The sequence below is a fragment of the Marivivens marinus genome (assembly GCF_035969385.1).
In the GTDB taxonomy this organism is placed as follows: Bacteria; Pseudomonadota; Alphaproteobacteria; order Rhodobacterales; family Rhodobacteraceae; genus SELP01.
In genome coordinates this window covers 400,380-416,008 of record NZ_JAYKKJ010000001.1, presented here as the reverse complement: position 1 = coordinate 416,008, position 15,629 = coordinate 400,380, and the positions used below count along the sequence as shown (strand labels likewise).

The following is a 15,629-nucleotide window of genomic DNA, read 5'->3' as shown; positions in this document are numbered from 1 at the left end:
GCGTGCTCAATCAGATGGTTCGCTTCAGCGCAGAGGCCTGCGCCATTCTGGACGGCGATCTTGTCGTTCGGGCGGCCAACTGCGCGGCGCGCCGAGACTTCGGACTGTGCATCGGGGTCCATCTGGCCGATCTCACCGACGCGCCCGACGACATCGCCCAATTGATCGCCCCCTGCTTTGCCAGCACCGCGCCACATGCGCTGGCCCTCGCGCTTCGTCCGGGCACGACAGTCGAGGCGACAGGCTGGCGGATCGGCGCCGCTTTTGCCATTCAGCGCCTGATAGGGCTGCGCCTGTCCGGTGAAGCGCGGTTTCGTGGCCTGATCCACCAACGCACGGAACAGGCCCGGAAAAGGAACAATGAACTACGCCGCGACCTTTCGGCAATGGTCGAGGAATATTCGACGCTCGCATCCCGGCTTCAGCATGATCCAATGACGGGCGTCCTGTCCCGAGAGGCCTTTGTCGATGCGCTTGAACGGGACATCGCGATGGGTCAGGGGTTTAGCCTCGCGATGGTCGATATGGACGGCCTCAAGCAGATCAACGACCGCGATGGCCACCTTGCCGGTGATGATGCCATTCGTCGCCTTGCCACCGCGCTGGTGGACCTTGCGCGGCCACAGGACCGGGTCGGGCGGTTCGGCGGGGACGAATTTGCCGTTCGCATGTCTGCGGCACTGCCTGTCGATACCGCGAACCGGTTCCGGGAAAACCTTGGCACCCTGCTCAACGGTCATGATGGTGGCTCGACCCTTGCCGCCTCGGTGGGATTTGCGGTCTGGCTGGGAGAGGGCGACAGTATCGAACAAGCCATCCATCGGGCGGATCAGGATATGTATCGGGCAAAGGCCGCCTCAAAGGAAAAGGCCCGACGCTTTGTCGCGCCGGGCCCCTGATCTTCACGAACCGCGTCTTGCGATTAGTGCAGCTTGGCTTCGACCGTGGCAATAGCCTCGTCGATCAGCTTGTTGCCCTGCGTCGCGGTCATCTGGCCGGCCAGAACATCCCGCGCAACCGACACAGCGACAGACACGGCGCGGTCGCGGATTTCGCGGACAGCGGCGGTTTCAGCGCTGGCAATCTGGTCCTCGGCGGCGGCCAGACGGCGGGCAACCGATGCCTTGATCTCGGCCTTGGCGGCCTCGGCGGCTGCGGCGGCTTCGTCCTTGGCGGTCGCGACGATGCGGTCGGCCTGTTCCTGAACCTCTTTCTGCTTGCGCTCGTAAGAGGCGAGCAGGCTTTGAGCTTCTTCGCGCAGCGCCTTGGCTTCGTCCAGTTCCGACCTGATGGTCTCGGCGCGGCGGTCAAGTAGCCCCCCGATCATGCCCGGAACCTTGAAGTAGAACAGAACCCCGATGAAGACGAGGAAGCCGAGCGTCACGATGAAGTTCGTGTTGCCAAGCGAGAAGAACGGGCCCGAGGCGGCGAACGCCGGCGACGCAGCGAGCGACAAAAGGGCAGTTGTCATGAGTTTCTTCATGGTCCTTACCCCTTCAACCGTTCGGTGACCGCGGCGGAGATTGCCTTGGTGTCGGCCTTTTCACCCAGCGCGTTCACGATTTCCGCGGCGGCCGCACGGGCAACCTGGGTCACGCTCTTGGTCGCATCCTTGCGGATTTCTGCGATGGCCTTCTCGCCCTCGGCAGCCTTGGCGGCAATCTGGGCATCGGCCTTGGCCAGTTCGGCGTCAAGCTCGGCCTGAATCTCGGCACGGGCTTCGGCGACGATGGCATTTGCCTCGGCACGGGCGTCGGCAAGGGCCTTGTGATAGGCGGCTTCCGCCTCCTCGGCCTTCTGCTTCAGCTCTTCCGCGGCAGCAATATCATTTGTGATCGTGCCTGCACGCTCGGCCAGAACCGCGCCAATGCGCGGCAGGGCGATGCGGGACAGCACGAAGAAGATCACGATCAGCGTGATCGCAAGCCAGAAAATCTGGTTGGGGAACCAGTCGAAGCACAGCTGCGGCATACCAATGGCAGAACCATGGGAATCCACGCAGGTGCTGAGCGTTTCGGCTCCGTGAGTTTCAGTTGCCATCGTGGCCTCCGTCGAACCCTGTTCAGTCAACGGGGCGGCGACCATATTGGCCGCCCGCCCCGCGCGTAAGGATCAGCGGATCGCTTAGACGGCGAACATCAGCAGAAGCGCGACGAGGAACGAGAAGATCCCCAGAGCTTCGGCGAATGCGATACCGATGAAGAGGGTGGCGGTCTGCGACGCCGCAGCCGACGGGTTGCGCAGAGCGCCAGCGAGGAAGTTGCCAGCAACGTTGCCAACCCCGATTGCGGCAGCGCCGGAACCGATTGCAGCCAGACCAGCGCCGATGTGTGCGAGTTCGCCTTCCATTGGATATCTCCTTACGATTTGATTTTGGAAGTTTCGAGAAGTGGTTCAGACCTTAGTGCGACGGATGCAGAGCGTCCTTGAGGTACACGCAGGTCAGAATGGTGAACACGTAGGCCTGAATGAAGGCCACGAGGATTTCGAGACCGTACATCGCGGTGATCGCCAGCACGGACACGGGGCTGATCGCGGCAATCGCGGCAAAACCCGCGAACACCTTGATCACCGCGTGACCGGCCATGACGTTACCGGCAAGACGGATGGAATGGCTGACCGGGCGCACGAAGTACGAGATCAGCTCGATCACGGCCAGGATCGGACGCAGCGCGAGCGGCGCGCTGGACACCCAGAAGAGGCCGAGGAATTTGGTGCCGTTCTTGACGAAACCGACGATGGTCACGGTCAGGAAGACCAGCATTGCCAGAATGACGGTTACGGCGAAATGCGATGTGGTGGTGAAGGACATCGGCAGAAGGCCAAGGAAGTTGGCCATGACGATGAACATGAACAGGGTCATCACGTAGGGGAAGAACCCGACCGCATCCTTGCCGGCCACGTCTTCGACCATCTTGTAGACGAAACCATAGGCCATTTCGCCGATCGACTGGGTCCGGCTGGGGACGATCGCGCGGCCACGGGTGCCGACAACCATCAGAAGGATCACGGCAACAACGGCCAGAGCCAGCCACAGGGTCACGTTGGTGATCGTGTACCAGTGGATCGGCCCTTCGCCGAACAGCGGCTTCACGATGAACTGGTCCATCGGGTGGAAAACCAGGCTGCTGCTTTCTTCTGCGCCGTGCGTCTCAGTCGCCATTGCGTTCGTCTTTCCTGTCATCCCCGGCCGTTTCGGCCAGCTTTAAACCCTCGATCTCCTTGGCGGTTCGCAGCATGGTCAGGACACCCGCCGCAAGGCCCAGAAGTATGAACAGCACCATCAAGAAGGGGGTTGTGCCAAACAGCGCATCCAGCCCGTATCCGATGCCAAAGCCGATCCCAAGACCGGCTACAAGCTCTGTCACCATTCGCCAGGCCAGATTTGCCTGCGAATAGTCCTTCTTCATGTGGTGTTCTTCTGCCGGCCCGCCCTTCATCTGTGCGATCCGATCTTCCAGCGCCTTCAGGCGGTCTGCATCGGTTGGGTCGCGACGGTCGGACAAGGCCAGAAAGCCCCTCATGAAAGTTGGGGTCTTGCTAGTGTCCGCCGGGCAATGAGTCAAGCACGCGCACAACTTGCCCCAGCGGGCGTTAAGTCATTGAAAAATTTTCATCTAATAGCGGAGCGGCTCTGCCGGGACAGCACGCCGCACCCCACTACGGGCCCGATCTGGCCGTGATCCGCATATTCAACCGTTTGGTTGATCTTTGCGCCACACCCGAAACAGCCGCCCGTCGATGAAAAGCAACCCGCCCAGGATCACCGCGAACCCAAGGAACTGAATCGGAAGCACCGTTTCCTTTAGGACCAGCACTCCCAGAAGCAGCGATGACACCGGTGCGATAAAGGTGATGGTCGACGCCGTCGTGCCGCCGATCCGGGGGATCAGCCAAAACAACACAAGGAAAGCCGCTGCGGTCAGGACAAAGCCGATCACCAGAAGCGCGGCCCATGTTTCGGCCCGCTGGATATGCGGGACCCCTTCGGTCACCAGCGCAACAGGGACAAGAACCATCGCGCCCAGCGCAAGCGACCACGCGGTCAGGGCGGCCCTGTCCATCGCATCCATCTGGCGCAGGTAATTCATCGCCAGACCGTAACAAAGCGGCGCAATCATCGTGAACAAAAGCCCCCAAGGCGAGGACTCCGCGACCCCACCCAGAGACGGCAGCGCAAGCAGGACAATGCCGGAAAACCCCAGAACCACGCCGATGGATTTCAGGACCGTGGCCCGCTCTCCGCCCGGCCACAGATGGCTGACGACCACGACCATAATCGGGGTCATCGCGTTGATGATCCCCGCCGCGGAGGAGGTGATGACCTGCTGGCCCAAGGGATATACCGTCAACGGCACCGCATATTGCAGGAGCCCGAAGACAAACAGGTGCCCGACCATCGGCCAGCCGACCCAGCCGATCCGGCGTCGTGTGGCCAGCCAGACCCAGCACCCCAGCGCGCCCATCGACACGCGCCCGGCCGCCACCCATAGCGGCCCAAGTTCCCGCAGCAGGATTTCGTTGAAAAAGAAGGACGACCCCCAACCGAAGGCCAGCGCCACGATGATCAACCAGTATCGCAAAGCCATGTGGCACCCCCCGTCCTTCGACAAGGTCATGACAGGATTTGCCGCCCTGTCCAGTGCCATTCGCCCGCTTCCCCTGCCCCAACGGGCAGAGTAGTGTCGCGCCATGAACCCGCTTGATACCGTCTTTGCAGCCCTCGCCGATCCGACCCGTCGGGCGATCCTGTCCATGCTGCTAGAGGACGATATGGCCGTGACGGACGTGGCCGAGCCTTTCGACATGTCACTGGCCGCAATCTCCAAACATCTGACCGTCCTGACCAACGCTGGGCTGATCAGTCAGGAAAAACGGGGCCGCGTGAAGTGGTGCAAACTGGAACCCGACGCCCTGCGCGAGGCAAGCGTCTGGATGCAGGGATTTGGCCAGATGGAAAGCCTTGATCTGGACGCCTTCGAACGGTTCCTTGAATCCGAACTCGGATCAACGGACGACGAAGACTGAAACCTTGGAGCGGGCGGCCAGTTTGCCCGCGTGCGATCCGATCAGGTAGTCAACCCAGTTGGGCGCATGGCTGCCCGCGATCACAAGATCGGCGCCTGTCTCTTCAACTGCGTTGTGCAATGCGGTGTCGACCTCGGCCGGGACATCGGTGGAGAATACAAGCTTGGTCTCGACCTCCACCTCGCCATTCCCTGCCATGTCGGCCGCTAGTTTCGCCAACACCGGGGCGGCATCGGCCTTGGAATGGGGAGCGTCGGTGTAGACCGACCCGGTCACGCTGACCAGTGTGACCTTGGCCCGGTAGTGACGCGCAAGGTCGGCGGTGACATTCAGCGCCCGCTCGACCTCTTCGGGAAGGTGCAGGTCAACGGGCACCATGATATGTTCGAACATCCTTTTCTCCTGATTTGGTGCATCAAGGATAGCGATGGTCGAAAGCCCCCGCGTTGACAGGGATCAAGCCCGCAACAGCCACAAGAGCGCGGCGATAGTCATTCCGATCCCGGCCAGTATAGTCGCGGTGGGCCAGCCCATGCCAAAGGCAACATTCCACCCGATCACCCAGCTGGGCACAAGGTAGGTATAGGCCATGACCTTGGACGACGGCAGGTGCCGGACCGCATATTGCAGAAGGACAAAGGTCGCGGCGGACGAAAATACCGCCACATAGGCCAGCGTCACCCAGACAATCGTTGGCAGGGCCGCCCAGTCGGTTGCCCGGATGTCCGGCCAAGCCCAGATCGTCAACAGGACCGCCCCGGCGACCAATGTTCCAAAGGTCTGTTCCGTTGCGGTTTCGCCCCGGTTCAGCAACCGCACCAAAGACGGATAGAGCGCGTGGGCCACGCAGCCGTAGAAATAAACGATCTCGCCCCGCCCGACCTCGAACCGCATCAGGGCGGCCAGGTCGCCCCGGAAGATGACCCAAAGCGCCCCTGCCAGACCAAGGCCCAACCCAAGCAGGATACGCAGCGACAGCACCTGCCGCAGCACGATCCAGCCAAAGACCCCGGCCATGATCGGGGTCAGGGTAAAAACCGCCGCTGCGCTGACCGGTTGCGCGGTCTTCAGCCCCTCGAACATCAGCACGAAATAGATGGAAAACACCCCGCCAAGGATCACGAACCGCCACGGTGCAATCATCCAGCCACCGCGCCCGCCCGTGGTGGCAACCATGGCCAGCCCGACGATCACGGTCGCAATCCAGAACCGGACTGCGGTGATTGCGCCCGGGTCGATCAGGTTCGCCGCCCGCGCGCCCAGCGTGAACGCCCCCGCCACGAGGACCGAGAACGCCAGCATCGCCAGATGCCCCCGCGCAGGATCAGGCGTCATGCGGACCAGCCCGCGGCGGCCTCTTTCAAGTGGGTCAGGAAGGCCTGCACCTTGGACGTGCGGTGCAGGTCGACATGGGTGACAAGCCACAAGGGCGCCCCCCAGTCCTCGCGCGAGGGGATCACCTCGACCAAGTCAGGGTTGTTTTCGAAATCCCAGCGGGTCACGAACCCGATCCCCGCACCGGCCCGGACCGCGTCCAGAACCAGCCGGTTCTTCGACGTGCGGAACCCGATGCAACGGTCCGGCACGACCTGCGCTAACCATTGGTTAAAGGGCGCGCGGCTTGCCCGGTCCTCGGGGCCGATGAACTGATGGTTGCAGAAGTCGGCTTCGTCCTTCGGCAGCCCGTGTCTTTCGACATAGCAGGGCGCGGCCACCAGATGCGCCGATTGGGTCACGAATTTCTGCACCACGTTGTCGGGCTGGTCCGGGGCCTTGCCCGCGCGGATCGCCACATGCGCCTCGCCATATTCCAAACGAAACAGCCTGTCGCCGGTGACATAGTGGATGCGGATCTCTGGCCATGCCTCGCGGAACGAGGTCAGGACCGGGGTCAGCATGGGCGACATCGCCTCGATCGAGGTGACCACCAGATCGCCCTTGACCCCCTCGCCCTGCCCCTTGATCCGGCCCGCCAGCTGGGTGAACTGGTCATCGGTCGCGGCCGCCACCTGCAACAGATCGCGGCCCGCCTCGGTCGGGGTATAGCCCCGCGCATGACGCTGAAACAGCTTGACGCCCAGCCGTTCCTCGATCGCGTCGATGTGACGGATGACGGTGGCATGGTGCACGCCCAGCACATCCGCCGCGCCGCTGACCGTGCCCAGCCGTGCAACCTGATAAGCGGTGCGAACCTCGTCCCAATGATCCATGGCCATCCCTGTATTCCCTTTCGCCACCCTACCCCGACCCTTCGGGAAATCCAGCGCAAAGACCTAGGGCAACCAGTGAACGGTCACGCCGATCCTGTCGAAGAAGGCCATCGTATCGGCCCGCGACATGGCCACCGTCCTGTCGTTGACGAGGGGGTGCATATAGAACACCTCGGCCTCTTTCGCGGCGGCATCCATGTAGAAGGTCACGCCGTTTTCCGCGCCGTTGATCATCGCCAGCGGGCTGACCGCACCGGGGCGGATGCCAAGATGCTCCATCAGCCGGTCCGCGGACCCGAAGGACAGGGTGCCACCACCAAGCTCTGCCGCCAGCGCCTTGAGGTCGATGTCGCGGGTCTGCTCAAGCGTTACCAGATAGTTCCGCTTCTTCTTATCCCGCAGATACAGGTTCTTGATCCGCAGCGCCTTTTCCCCGGGCACCATGAATTCATGCTCGACCGCCTGCGAGTCTTCGACGGTCCGCAACGGAACATGGGTGTGCAGACGGTAGGTCAGCCCCCAGTCATCCAACCGCGCCAGAAGCGCGTCAGAGCTGATCGGAAGGCTGTCCTGATGGGCAGAGGTTGCGTCGGTCATTGGGTGTCTTTCATCAATTGATCAGTGCATCGCGCCACAAGCGGGGCAATCATCCCGCCGCTTCACCGTCATCACGCGCGCCTCGGCATATAACCCATCGTAGATCATCAACCGTCCGCGCAATCCTTCGCCTGCGCCGGTGATCGCCTTGACCGCCTCCAGCGCCATCATGGACCCGATCACCCCAGGCAGGGGACCGGCCACCCCGGCCTCGGCGCAGGTGGGCACCAGTCCCGGCGCGGGCGCCTCAGGGAAGACGCATTGATAGCAGGGGCCACCCTTGGCCGGGTCATAAAGGCTGATCTGACCTTCCCATTGGGTCATCGCCGCCGAGATCAGCGGCTTTCCCAGCCGTGCCGCAACCCGGTTGACCATATAGCGCGTGTCGAAATTGTCGGTCCCGTCAAGGATGAGGTCATAGTCGGCGAAAAGCGTCTCTGCCGCCGCTTCGTCCAGCCGCCGGTTGTAGGGTTTCACGGTGATGAACGGGTTGACGGCGACCATCTGTTCCAGTGCGGAAAATGCCTTGGGCTGACCGATCCGCGCGTCGGTATGGATCACCTGCCGTTGCAGGTTAGAACCGTCGACAATGTCGTCATCCACCACACCAATAGTACCGACCCCGGCGGCGGCCAGATACAGCAACGCGGGCGATCCAAGCCCCCCCGCCCCGATCACCAGAACCCGCGACTGTTTCAGCTTCTTCTGCCCCGGCCCGCCAATTTCGCGCAGCATCATGTGCCGGGCATAACGGCCAAGCTCGGCCTCGGAAAACGTGCCGGTCTGCGCGGGGGCAACCGGGGCCTGCTGCGCCCGCGCCCGGACCCGACGCAACAGGGTGCGATAGGCCAGCGCCACTGCCGCGAACCCGGCCAGCAACAACCAAAGCCGGATATCGCCGCCCGTTGCCTCGCGCAGGGGGGCACCTTCGGGAAGGGCGATCTGAATCGCCGCGACGCCCGCGAAGAGCACCCCCAGCATGACCCAGCGGGCGCGGTGAGGCGCGCCCATCGCCGCCCCGACTCCCCAAAGGACCGCGGCCATGGCAAGGACAGGGATCATCCCGCAACCCCGGTCGACCCGAAACCGCCCGCGCCACGCTCGGTCTCGGTCAGGGTGTCGGCCATTTCAAACGCAGCCTGCACCACGGGGGCCACGACGATCTGCGCGATCCGGTCGCCATGGGCGATCGTCACCGGCGCCTCGCCCGCGTTCAGCACGATCACCCCCACCGGGCCGCGATAATCGCTGTCAATGGTGCCGGGGCTGTTGGGAATGGTCAGCCCCTGTTTAAGGGCAAGTCCGGACCGGGGGCGTACCTGCACCTCGAACCCCTGCGGGATCTCCATCCGCAGCCCTGTGGGGATCAGCGCCCGTTCTCCCGGCGACAGGGTCACGCCCGCCCGCGCATCGGGCGGAAAATTGGCACGGATATCGGCCCCGGCGGCGCCAGCCGTCTGGTAGCTGGGCAAGGGCACTGCCCGGTCCGCATCTTCTAGCCAGTCCAGTTTGATCGTCGGCATCTTCGCCCCCCTCCGTCACTGTCCCGTTCTAGGGCTTGGGCCGGGGCGGATGCAACAGGCGGCGGGCCTAGCGGGTGGTCTCTTCCTCGTCCATGCGGGTGATCAGGCGGGTATCGAGAAGCTGCCCTTCCCGGAACAGGATCGGATAGGCAACCGCCGCGATCTGGCCATTGAACTCTTTCAGCGCATGGGCGGCTTCCAGATGGATATCCGACGATTCCATGCTGACCTTCTCGCCCGAAGCAAGCCGTTTGAGGTGCTTCTTGCGGGTCGATCGGTGCAGGTGCCGCATTTCGTCCTTTTCCGACAACAGTAGCCGTGCGCTTTCCACGTCGTTCGACACCAACACGCGGGAGGCAAGGTTCATATTCTGCAGGACCCGGTCGTGCATGGTCCGCAATTCCCGCAGCCCGTCGCTCGTGAACCGCACGGCCTTTTCGTCCTTTTCGGCGGCCAGCGGGATCAGGGACTTCGCGACGATATCGCCAGCCGCCTCTAGGGCGATGGCGTATTCCAGAAGATCGCGCAGTTCCTTCTGATCGGCCTTGCGCATCCGGTCCTGTGCGATGTCGGCCGCGTATTGGCGCACCGCATCAAAGGCATCGTTGACGATCTGGTCTTTCGCCCTGATCGCCTGCGCCCGGTTCCTGTCGTAATCGGTGAACTGCCCCATGACCGGGGTCATCATCTCTTCGACGACCTGTTCCATTCGCAGGATTTCCCGCCGAAGAGAGGCGAGCGCGACGGCCGGTCGGTCCAGAACACTGCGGTCCAACACTGATTTATGGGCCAGCGGCACCTCTGCGTCCCCGGTCCCGGCAACATCCGGCAAGAGCGTTCGAGTGATCGGGTCCACCACCCGTCCAAGCGGCAGCCCGAGGATCACGACGAGCGCGTTGAACCCGATGTGAAGCAGGATCAGTTCTTGCCCCGCCGCCATCCCGTGGCCAAAGACCGCAAGCCCCGTCAGGTTAACCGCGAGCAGCAAAAGCACCGCCGCCGTCCCCCGCAGCAAGAGGTTGGCAAGCGGAATGCGCCGGGCCGCCGGGGCCATCCCCCGCGTCAGCCAGACCGGGATCAGCGCCGACCCAAGGTTCGCGCCCAGCAGGATTGACAGGCCGACACCGGGGGGCAATGCCCCCATCGCAACCACCGTCACGATCATCAGGATTGCCGCGACCGAGGAATGCATGACAAAGGCCAGCGCCACCCCGACCAGAAAGGCCGAGACGAAATCCCGCTCCAGATAGGCCGACAGGGCGGGCAGGACCCCACTGTCGCGGATCGGCTCCATGGTCTCGCGGAGGAACCGCAGCGCGATCAGGATAAAGGCGATGCCAAGGATGATCCGCCCTGCCTGCCGCAGGTCGCGTCGTTCCGATTTCAGGAAAAAGAACCCGCCCAACGCCAGCAAGATGGGCACAAGCGCGTCCAGCCGCAGTGACAGGATCTGGATCAGCAGGGCAGAGCCCAGATCGGCCCCAAGAACAACAGCCAACCCGGTGCCAAAGGTCACCCCGCCCGCGCCCGCGAAACCGGCCACCAGAAGGGCGACGGCGGCAGAGCTTTGTAGCACAATAGCAAGGATCAGGCCCAGCCCGACCGCCCGCGCGGGGTGGCCCGGATCTGTGACAAGTCGGCGAAAGGCGGGACCGAAGGCCCGTTCGATGCCGGTGCGCACCATGCGCACGGCGAACAGCAGAAGCATCGTCGCCCCGGCCAGCTGCACAAGGAAGGACAGGATCGCCATGCCCGTGCCCTAGATCCGGCTTTTCACGACGACGGTTTCAATGCCCCAATCGGTCATCCGCGCCTCGAACACCGGTTTCAGCGGGCGGTCGGTGACCAGCATGTCCACGCATTCCGGCGCACAGGCGATGATTGGCGCGGTCTGGCCGAATTTCGAATGGTCGGCGACGACGATCCGGCGGCGGGCACATTCGGTGACGGCGCGGGCGACCTCTGCCTCGAACGCACCAGCCAGCAGGAACCCGTTGCGGGCATCCACGGCATCGACACTCAGCACGGCGGTGTCGATGTTGAACCGGCGGACGAAATCCACCGTGTCGGCGCCGAACGTGCCCATCTCGACCTCGCGCAGTTCCCCACAGGCCAGATAGACGCGGTTGCCGCCCCGCCCGACCAGCGACTGCGCCGGGGTGATGGCGTTGGTCACGATGGTCAGATCCCTGTGGTCCTTGAGTTGTTCCGCGACAAAGGCGGTCGTCGACCCCACATCCAGAAACACGCAAGACCCGTTGGGGATCATCCCCGCGACCTTGGTCGCGATCCGGCGCTTTTCGTCCGCCTGTTTGCCAAGACGCGACGCGACAGGTGACAGCGCATCCTTGTTCGTCAGGTAAACCCCGCCGTGCACCCGCTGCACCAATCCACCCTTGGCAAGCGCCTTGACCGTGCGGCGAATGGTTTCCTCGGACACGCCCAGCGCCTCGGCCAGGGCCGCCGTGCGGGCCGATCCGCCCAGACTGCGCAGAGTATCCAGAAGCTCCACCTCGCGATGGGTGGCATGAGGTTCGGCTGGCTTGACCATTTCGGGCCTCCTTGGCAGAGTCTCGCACCCAATTCCCACGAATGTCCAGAGAATACCACGGGAATTCACGCGCTTTTGTGCGTGAATGTGGGTTTTAGGCCAGCCCGATCAGGACAATCCCCCCGGCGACGATTGCCGCCGACCATAGCCTGCGCACTTTCGGCCCCTCGCCGAACCACAAAACCCCGAACAGGGCCGCAAAGATGACCGACGTTTCGCGCATCGCGGAGACCATGCCAAGCGGTGCAAGCGTTTTGGCATAGAGCGCCAAAGCATAGGCCGTGCCAGAGATCACGCCCCCCGCGATCCCGATCACGATCGTCCGCCCCCCCATCGCCCGCAACCGCGCGCCCCGTGTGCCCAGCACAAAGGCGGCCACGAAGACCTCTGCCGTGAACAGCCACGCGACATAGGACAGCGCCTGCCCGGACAGCCGCACACCAACCCCGTCCGCAATGGAATAGGCGGCAACGGTCAGCGCGGTGCCAAAGGCGGCAAGCAGCCCAGCAGGCGGCACCTGCGCAACCTTCCCCGGCCGGACCAAAAGGAAGATCCCCAGCGAAATCGCCCCGATCCCGAGCCATGCGACCGGCGCAAGCGCCTCTCCGACCCAAAGCCACGCAGTGAGGGCTATGATCAAAGGCGCGGCCCCCCGTGCGACGGGATAGACCACGGACAGATCGCCGCTGCGATACGCGGCATTCAGAAGGTAGTAATAGCCCCAGTGAATGACCGTCGAGGCAAGGATATAGATCCATGACTCGGGGGCGGGCGCGGGAAGGTTGGCGGCCAGCGCCACACCGGGGATGACATGGCCCAACGCGATCAGGCCCAGCATGACCGTCCGGTCCCCCGCCCCTTTGACCAGCGCATTCCAAAGCGCGTGCAGGAAGGCCGCGCAGAGGACGATTGCGATGACGCCAACGCTCACGCGGCGGCCCGCGTCGCGGCGATAACGATATCCAACGCCCGGTCCAGATCGGCCCGGCCGATTGTCAGGGGCGGCGACAGGGTCAGAACGTTTCCGGCACTGATCTTGAACGACAGCCCCTGTTCCAGACAGGCATAATAGATGCGTTCGGCCCGGGCCGGGTCCGGCGTCCGCGCGTCCCGGTCCGACACGATTTCGACCCCGAACATCAGACCCCGGCCACGAATATCACCGGCGACGGGGCATTCCGCTAGGACCTCGGTCAGGCGGCCCATCGCATGGGCACCCAACGTGGCGGCCCGGTCCACCAGCCCCTCGTCTTCGATGATCTCCAGCGTGGTCAGCGCCGCCCGCGCGGTCACCGGGTTCTTTTCGTGGGTATAGTGGCCGATGGCGAAATCGCCCGCCACGTTCAGCCCTTCGCGCGCCATGACCGCCGCAATTGGCAGCACCCCACCGCCCAACGCCTTACCCAGCGTGACGATGTCCGGGATGATCCCGTCATGGTCAAAGGCGAACATGCGGCCCGTCTTGCCCAGCCCCGTAGGAATCTCATCCATGATCAAAAGCGCACCGTGCCGGTGGCAGGCCTCTTGCACCGCTTTCCAGTAACCCGGCGGCGGCACGACCGGCACCGCGCGCATTGGTTCGGCGATCACGGCGGCCACGTCACCTTCGCGTGCCAGAACATAGTCAACCATCTTCGCGCAGGCCAACCCGCAGGCGTCCGGCCCCGGATGCCCATAGGCACAGTGGTAACAGTGGAACGGCGCGACATGTTCCGCCCCCGGCAACAGCGGCCCGGCAATATGGCTGCGAAAGGTCGCCTCGCCCCCGACGCTGGCCGCGCCAAAGCCCGCCCCGTGGAACGCATCCCAGAAACTGAGCGTCTTGAACCGGCCCGTCGCCGCCCGCGCGATCCGCAGGGCGACCTCGTTCGCGTCGGACCCGCCGGTGGCGAACAGGACCCGCCAGCCATCGCCGGGGGCCAGCGCCGCCAGCCGTTCGGCCAGTTGCACCGAGACGTCATTGGTGAACCGGCGCGGCGAGAACGGCAGCCGGTCCAGCTGGTCCTTGATCGCCGCGATCAAGCGCGGGTGGCCATAGCCGATGTGATGCACGGAGTTGCCATGGAAATCCATGTATCGGCGTCCGGCGGTATCCTCGATCCAGATGCCTTCGGCCCGGGCGATGGTCGACACGCAGGGCGAGGACAAGGACTGGTGTAGAAACGCATCCGCATCCCGGCCCAGAAGGGCGCGGGTTGCCGGATCATCCTGCCGCGCCGACCAATCGGCCCGCGCGGCGGATGTATTCGATTCACCTTCCGTATGATGGCCGGTCATGGCCAGGGCAGGGAGAACGTCTTGACGTTGGTGAAGAACTTCATTGCTTCGATGACCCCTTCCTTCACTCCGTTTCCGCTGTCCTTGATGCCGCCAAAGGGCGACATTTCGATCCGGTATCCGGGCTGTTCCCAAATATTCACCGTGCCCACGTTCAGCCCCTCGATAAAGGCCTGCATGCGGCGGAAGTCATTGGTGCAGACGCCGGACGACAGGCCAAAGGCGGTCGAGTTGGAGATTCGCATCACCTCGGCATCGTCATCGGGGACGCGCACGATGGGAATGATTGGGCCAAAGGTCTCTTCCATCACCAATTCGCTTTCGTGGGGGACATGGTCCACCACGATCGGCGGCAACAGGGCCCCTTTACGGCCCGGATCATACAGCACCTTCGCCCCCTGTTCGGCGGCCATGTAGACCCGTTTTTCGAACAGCTCAGCCGCCTGCGCATGGATCACGCAGCCGAGTTCGGTTGCCGGGTCCTGCGGGTCGCCGAACCGGATCGCCTTGGCCTTTTCCAGAACCTTGGGCACGAACCGGTCTGCCACGCTCTCCTGCACAAGGATGCGTTTGACCGCCGTGCAGCGCTGGCCGGAGTTGCCTGTCGCGCCTGCCACGGCAATGGCGGCGGCCTTGTCCAGATCGGCATCGTCCAGATCGTTGAGGATGATCAGCGGGTCATTCCCGCCCAGTTCCAGCGCGGTCCGCTTGTAGCCCGCCTTTTCAGCGATCATCTTGCCCACCGGCACCCCGCCGGTGAAGGTGATGATGTCGATGTTCGGGTTGGTGATCATCTCATCCCCGATATCGGCGGGCAATCCGGTCACCACCTGAAACATCTCGGGCGGCAACCCGGCCTCGTAGAGGATATCCGCCAGCGTCAGAGCGGTCAGCGGGGTCAGTTCCGTCGGCTTGCAGACCATCGTGTTGTTGGTGGCAATCGACGGCGCGATCTTGTGGCTGACCATGTTCAGCGGGTGGTTGAACGGGGTGATCGCGGAAATGGTGCGCACCGGTTCGCGCTTGGTGAATATCTTCCGCGCCTTGCCGTTGTGGGTCAGGTCGCAGGAAAAGATTTCCCCGTCGTCCTTCAATGCCTCGGCGGCCGCGAATTGATAGACATCCTGCGCCCGCTTGGTTTCATAGATCGCGTGCTGGTGGCAGATGCCCAGTTCCAGCGTCAGCCATTTGGCAAGGTAATCCCGGCGCTGGCCGATGATCTCGCCGGCCTTCTTCAAAATCTCGCTGCGTTCATAGCGGGTCAGCTTCGATTGATAGTTGGCGGCAATCTCAAACGCGCGGCGGGCGTGTTCGGCGGTTCCGGCGGGGACAGTGCCGACCACCTCGTTGGTATAGGGATAGCGGACCTCGATCACCTTGTCGGTGAACACCACCTCGCCGCCGATGCGCATTCCTTCGTTGCGAATCTCCATTGGCAAATCT

Annotated in this window: 19 protein-coding genes; 2 read left to right on the top strand and 17 right to left on the bottom strand. The window is 63.6% G+C overall.

All coding sequences use genetic code 11. The annotated features are described in order from the left end of the window. Positions 1-14: 14 nt before the first annotated feature. Positions 15-899 carry a sensor domain-containing diguanylate cyclase gene (locus tag U3648_RS02120; protein ID WP_420857584.1) on the top strand — a complete coding sequence of 295 codons (885 nt, stop codon included), beginning with the start codon at positions 15-17 and terminating at the stop codon, positions 897-899. A gap of 23 nt (positions 900-922) precedes the next feature. Here the strand turns inward: U3648_RS02120 and U3648_RS02115 are convergent, their stop codons facing one another. From U3648_RS02115 to U3648_RS02090, 6 genes are all read right to left on the bottom strand, one after another. Then, entirely contained in the window at positions 923-1,483 is a 561-nt protein-coding gene (locus tag U3648_RS02115; RefSeq protein ID WP_420857583.1) for a F0F1 ATP synthase subunit B, read from the bottom strand. 5 nt (positions 1,484-1,488) lie between these two features. Further along, the gene (locus tag U3648_RS02110) at positions 1,489-2,040 is read right to left on the bottom strand and encodes a F0F1 ATP synthase subunit B' (RefSeq protein WP_420857582.1); all 552 of its coding nucleotides are present in this window, start codon (positions 2,038-2,040) and stop codon (positions 1,489-1,491) included. Between the two features lie 84 nt (positions 2,041-2,124). Beyond that, on the bottom strand, positions 2,125-2,349 hold the full coding sequence (locus tag U3648_RS02105) for a F0F1 ATP synthase subunit C (protein WP_108827259.1): 225 nt from the start codon (positions 2,347-2,349) through the stop codon (positions 2,125-2,127). Between the two features lie 52 nt (positions 2,350-2,401). Then, positions 2,402-3,163 (bottom strand): F0F1 ATP synthase subunit A, encoded by a 762-nt coding sequence (locus tag U3648_RS02100; RefSeq protein ID WP_420857581.1) that lies wholly within the window; start codon positions 3,161-3,163, stop codon positions 2,402-2,404. Then, positions 3,153-3,524 carry an AtpZ/AtpI family protein gene (locus U3648_RS02095; protein WP_420857580.1) on the bottom strand — a complete coding sequence of 124 codons (372 nt, stop codon included), beginning with the start codon at positions 3,522-3,524 and terminating at the stop codon, positions 3,153-3,155. The genes U3648_RS02100 and U3648_RS02095 overlap by 11 nt, the downstream gene beginning before the upstream one ends. A 168-nt stretch (positions 3,525-3,692) precedes the next feature. Next, on the bottom strand, positions 3,693-4,649 hold the full coding sequence (locus U3648_RS02090) for a DMT family transporter (RefSeq protein WP_420857579.1): 957 nt from the start codon (positions 4,647-4,649) through the stop codon (positions 3,693-3,695). A 43-nt stretch (positions 4,650-4,692) separates the two neighbouring features. Between U3648_RS02090 and U3648_RS02085 the strand changes: the two genes are divergently transcribed. Next, on the top strand, positions 4,693-5,028 hold the full coding sequence (locus U3648_RS02085) for an ArsR/SmtB family transcription factor (protein ID WP_420857578.1): 336 nt from the start codon (positions 4,693-4,695) through the stop codon (positions 5,026-5,028). Here U3648_RS02085 and U3648_RS02080 read toward each other — a convergent pair. The 11 genes from U3648_RS02080 to phnY form a co-directional block, all read right to left on the bottom strand. Continuing rightward, positions 5,008-5,421 carry a universal stress protein gene (locus U3648_RS02080; protein ID WP_420857577.1) on the bottom strand — a complete coding sequence of 138 codons (414 nt, stop codon included), beginning with the start codon at positions 5,419-5,421 and terminating at the stop codon, positions 5,008-5,010. The genes U3648_RS02085 and U3648_RS02080 overlap by 21 nt on opposite strands. A gap of 63 nt (positions 5,422-5,484) precedes the next feature. Then, entirely contained in the window at positions 5,485-6,363 is an 879-nt protein-coding gene (locus U3648_RS02075) for a DMT family transporter (RefSeq protein WP_420857576.1), read from the bottom strand. Next, positions 6,360-7,238, bottom strand: a complete 879-nt coding sequence (locus tag U3648_RS02070) for a LysR family transcriptional regulator (RefSeq protein WP_420857700.1) — start codon at positions 7,236-7,238, stop codon at positions 6,360-6,362. Before U3648_RS02070 ends, U3648_RS02075 begins: the two co-directional genes overlap by 4 nt. Before the next feature lie 63 nt (positions 7,239-7,301). Beyond that, complete coding sequence (locus tag U3648_RS02065; protein WP_420857575.1) at positions 7,302-7,835, bottom strand: prolyl-tRNA synthetase associated domain-containing protein; 534 nt, start codon at positions 7,833-7,835, stop codon at positions 7,302-7,304. A gap of 21 nt (positions 7,836-7,856) precedes the next feature. After that, a complete protein-coding gene (locus U3648_RS02060) occupies positions 7,857-8,897 on the bottom strand; it encodes a HesA/MoeB/ThiF family protein (RefSeq protein ID WP_420857574.1) in 1,041 nt (346 codons plus the stop codon). After that, a complete protein-coding gene (gene dut / locus U3648_RS02055; protein WP_420857573.1) occupies positions 8,894-9,358 on the bottom strand; it encodes a dUTP diphosphatase in 465 nt (154 codons plus the stop codon). The genes U3648_RS02060 and dut overlap by 4 nt, the downstream gene beginning before the upstream one ends. 67 nt (positions 9,359-9,425) lie before the next feature. Beyond that, complete coding sequence (locus tag U3648_RS02050; RefSeq protein ID WP_420857572.1) at positions 9,426-11,108, bottom strand: Na/Pi cotransporter family protein; 1,683 nt, start codon at positions 11,106-11,108, stop codon at positions 9,426-9,428. 9 nt (positions 11,109-11,117) lie between these two features. Further along, positions 11,118-11,909 (bottom strand): DeoR/GlpR family DNA-binding transcription regulator, encoded by a 792-nt coding sequence (locus tag U3648_RS02045; RefSeq protein ID WP_420857571.1) that lies wholly within the window; start codon positions 11,907-11,909, stop codon positions 11,118-11,120. Positions 11,910-12,003: 94 nt separating this feature from the next. Then, positions 12,004-12,840 carry an EamA family transporter gene (locus tag U3648_RS02040; RefSeq protein ID WP_420857570.1) on the bottom strand — a complete coding sequence of 279 codons (837 nt, stop codon included), beginning with the start codon at positions 12,838-12,840 and terminating at the stop codon, positions 12,004-12,006. Then, positions 12,837-14,186, bottom strand: a complete 1,350-nt coding sequence (gene pbfA, locus U3648_RS02035; RefSeq protein WP_420857569.1) for a (R)-1-hydroxy-2-aminoethylphosphonate ammonia-lyase — start codon at positions 14,184-14,186, stop codon at positions 12,837-12,839. Before pbfA ends, U3648_RS02040 begins: the two co-directional genes overlap by 4 nt. Next, entirely contained in the window at positions 14,183-15,619 is a 1,437-nt protein-coding gene (phnY, locus tag U3648_RS02030) for a phosphonoacetaldehyde dehydrogenase (protein ID WP_420857568.1), read from the bottom strand. The genes pbfA and phnY overlap by 4 nt, the downstream gene beginning before the upstream one ends. Between the last annotated feature and the right edge of the window lie 10 nt (positions 15,620-15,629).

Bases quoted from the DNA above. Each gene is read 5' to 3' on its own strand.
- U3648_RS02065 (WP_420857575.1), bottom strand. From the start codon at position 7,835: ATGACCGACGCAACCTCTGCCCATCAGGACAGCCTTCCGATCAGCTCT.
- U3648_RS02115 (WP_420857583.1), bottom strand. From the start codon at position 1,483: ATGAAGAAACTCATGACAACTGCCCTTTTGTCGCTCGCTGCGTCGCCG.
- U3648_RS02050 (WP_420857572.1), bottom strand. From the start codon at position 11,108: ATGGCGATCCTGTCCTTCCTTGTGCAGCTGGCCGGGGCGACGATGCTT.
- U3648_RS02060 (WP_420857574.1), bottom strand. From the start codon at position 8,897: ATGATCCCTGTCCTTGCCATGGCCGCGGTCCTTTGGGGAGTCGGGGCG.
- phnY (WP_420857568.1), bottom strand. From the start codon at position 15,619: ATGGAGATTCGCAACGAAGGAATGCGCATCGGCGGCGAGGTGGTGTTC.
- pbfA (WP_420857569.1), bottom strand. From the start codon at position 14,186: ATGACCGGCCATCATACGGAAGGTGAATCGAATACATCCGCCGCGCGG.
- U3648_RS02080 (WP_420857577.1), bottom strand. From the start codon at position 5,421: ATGTTCGAACATATCATGGTGCCCGTTGACCTGCACCTTCCCGAAGAG.
- U3648_RS02075 (WP_420857576.1), bottom strand. From the start codon at position 6,363: ATGACGCCTGATCCTGCGCGGGGGCATCTGGCGATGCTGGCGTTCTCG.
- U3648_RS02100 (WP_420857581.1), bottom strand. From the start codon at position 3,163: ATGGCGACTGAGACGCACGGCGCAGAAGAAAGCAGCAGCCTGGTTTTC.
- U3648_RS02045 (WP_420857571.1), bottom strand. From the start codon at position 11,909: ATGGTCAAGCCAGCCGAACCTCATGCCACCCATCGCGAGGTGGAGCTT.
- U3648_RS02120 (WP_420857584.1), top strand. From the start codon at position 15: ATGGTTCGCTTCAGCGCAGAGGCCTGCGCCATTCTGGACGGCGATCTT.
- dut (WP_420857573.1), bottom strand. From the start codon at position 9,358: ATGCCGACGATCAAACTGGACTGGCTAGAAGATGCGGACCGGGCAGTG.
- U3648_RS02070 (WP_420857700.1), bottom strand. From the start codon at position 7,238: ATGGATCATTGGGACGAGGTTCGCACCGCTTATCAGGTTGCACGGCTG.
- U3648_RS02095 (WP_420857580.1), bottom strand. From the start codon at position 3,524: ATGAGGGGCTTTCTGGCCTTGTCCGACCGTCGCGACCCAACCGATGCA.
- U3648_RS02085 (WP_420857578.1), top strand. From the start codon at position 4,693: ATGAACCCGCTTGATACCGTCTTTGCAGCCCTCGCCGATCCGACCCGT.
- U3648_RS02110 (WP_420857582.1), bottom strand. From the start codon at position 2,040: ATGGCAACTGAAACTCACGGAGCCGAAACGCTCAGCACCTGCGTGGAT.
- U3648_RS02105 (WP_108827259.1), bottom strand. From the start codon at position 2,349: ATGGAAGGCGAACTCGCACACATCGGCGCTGGTCTGGCTGCAATCGGT.
- U3648_RS02090 (WP_420857579.1), bottom strand. From the start codon at position 4,649: ATGGCACTGGACAGGGCGGCAAATCCTGTCATGACCTTGTCGAAGGAC.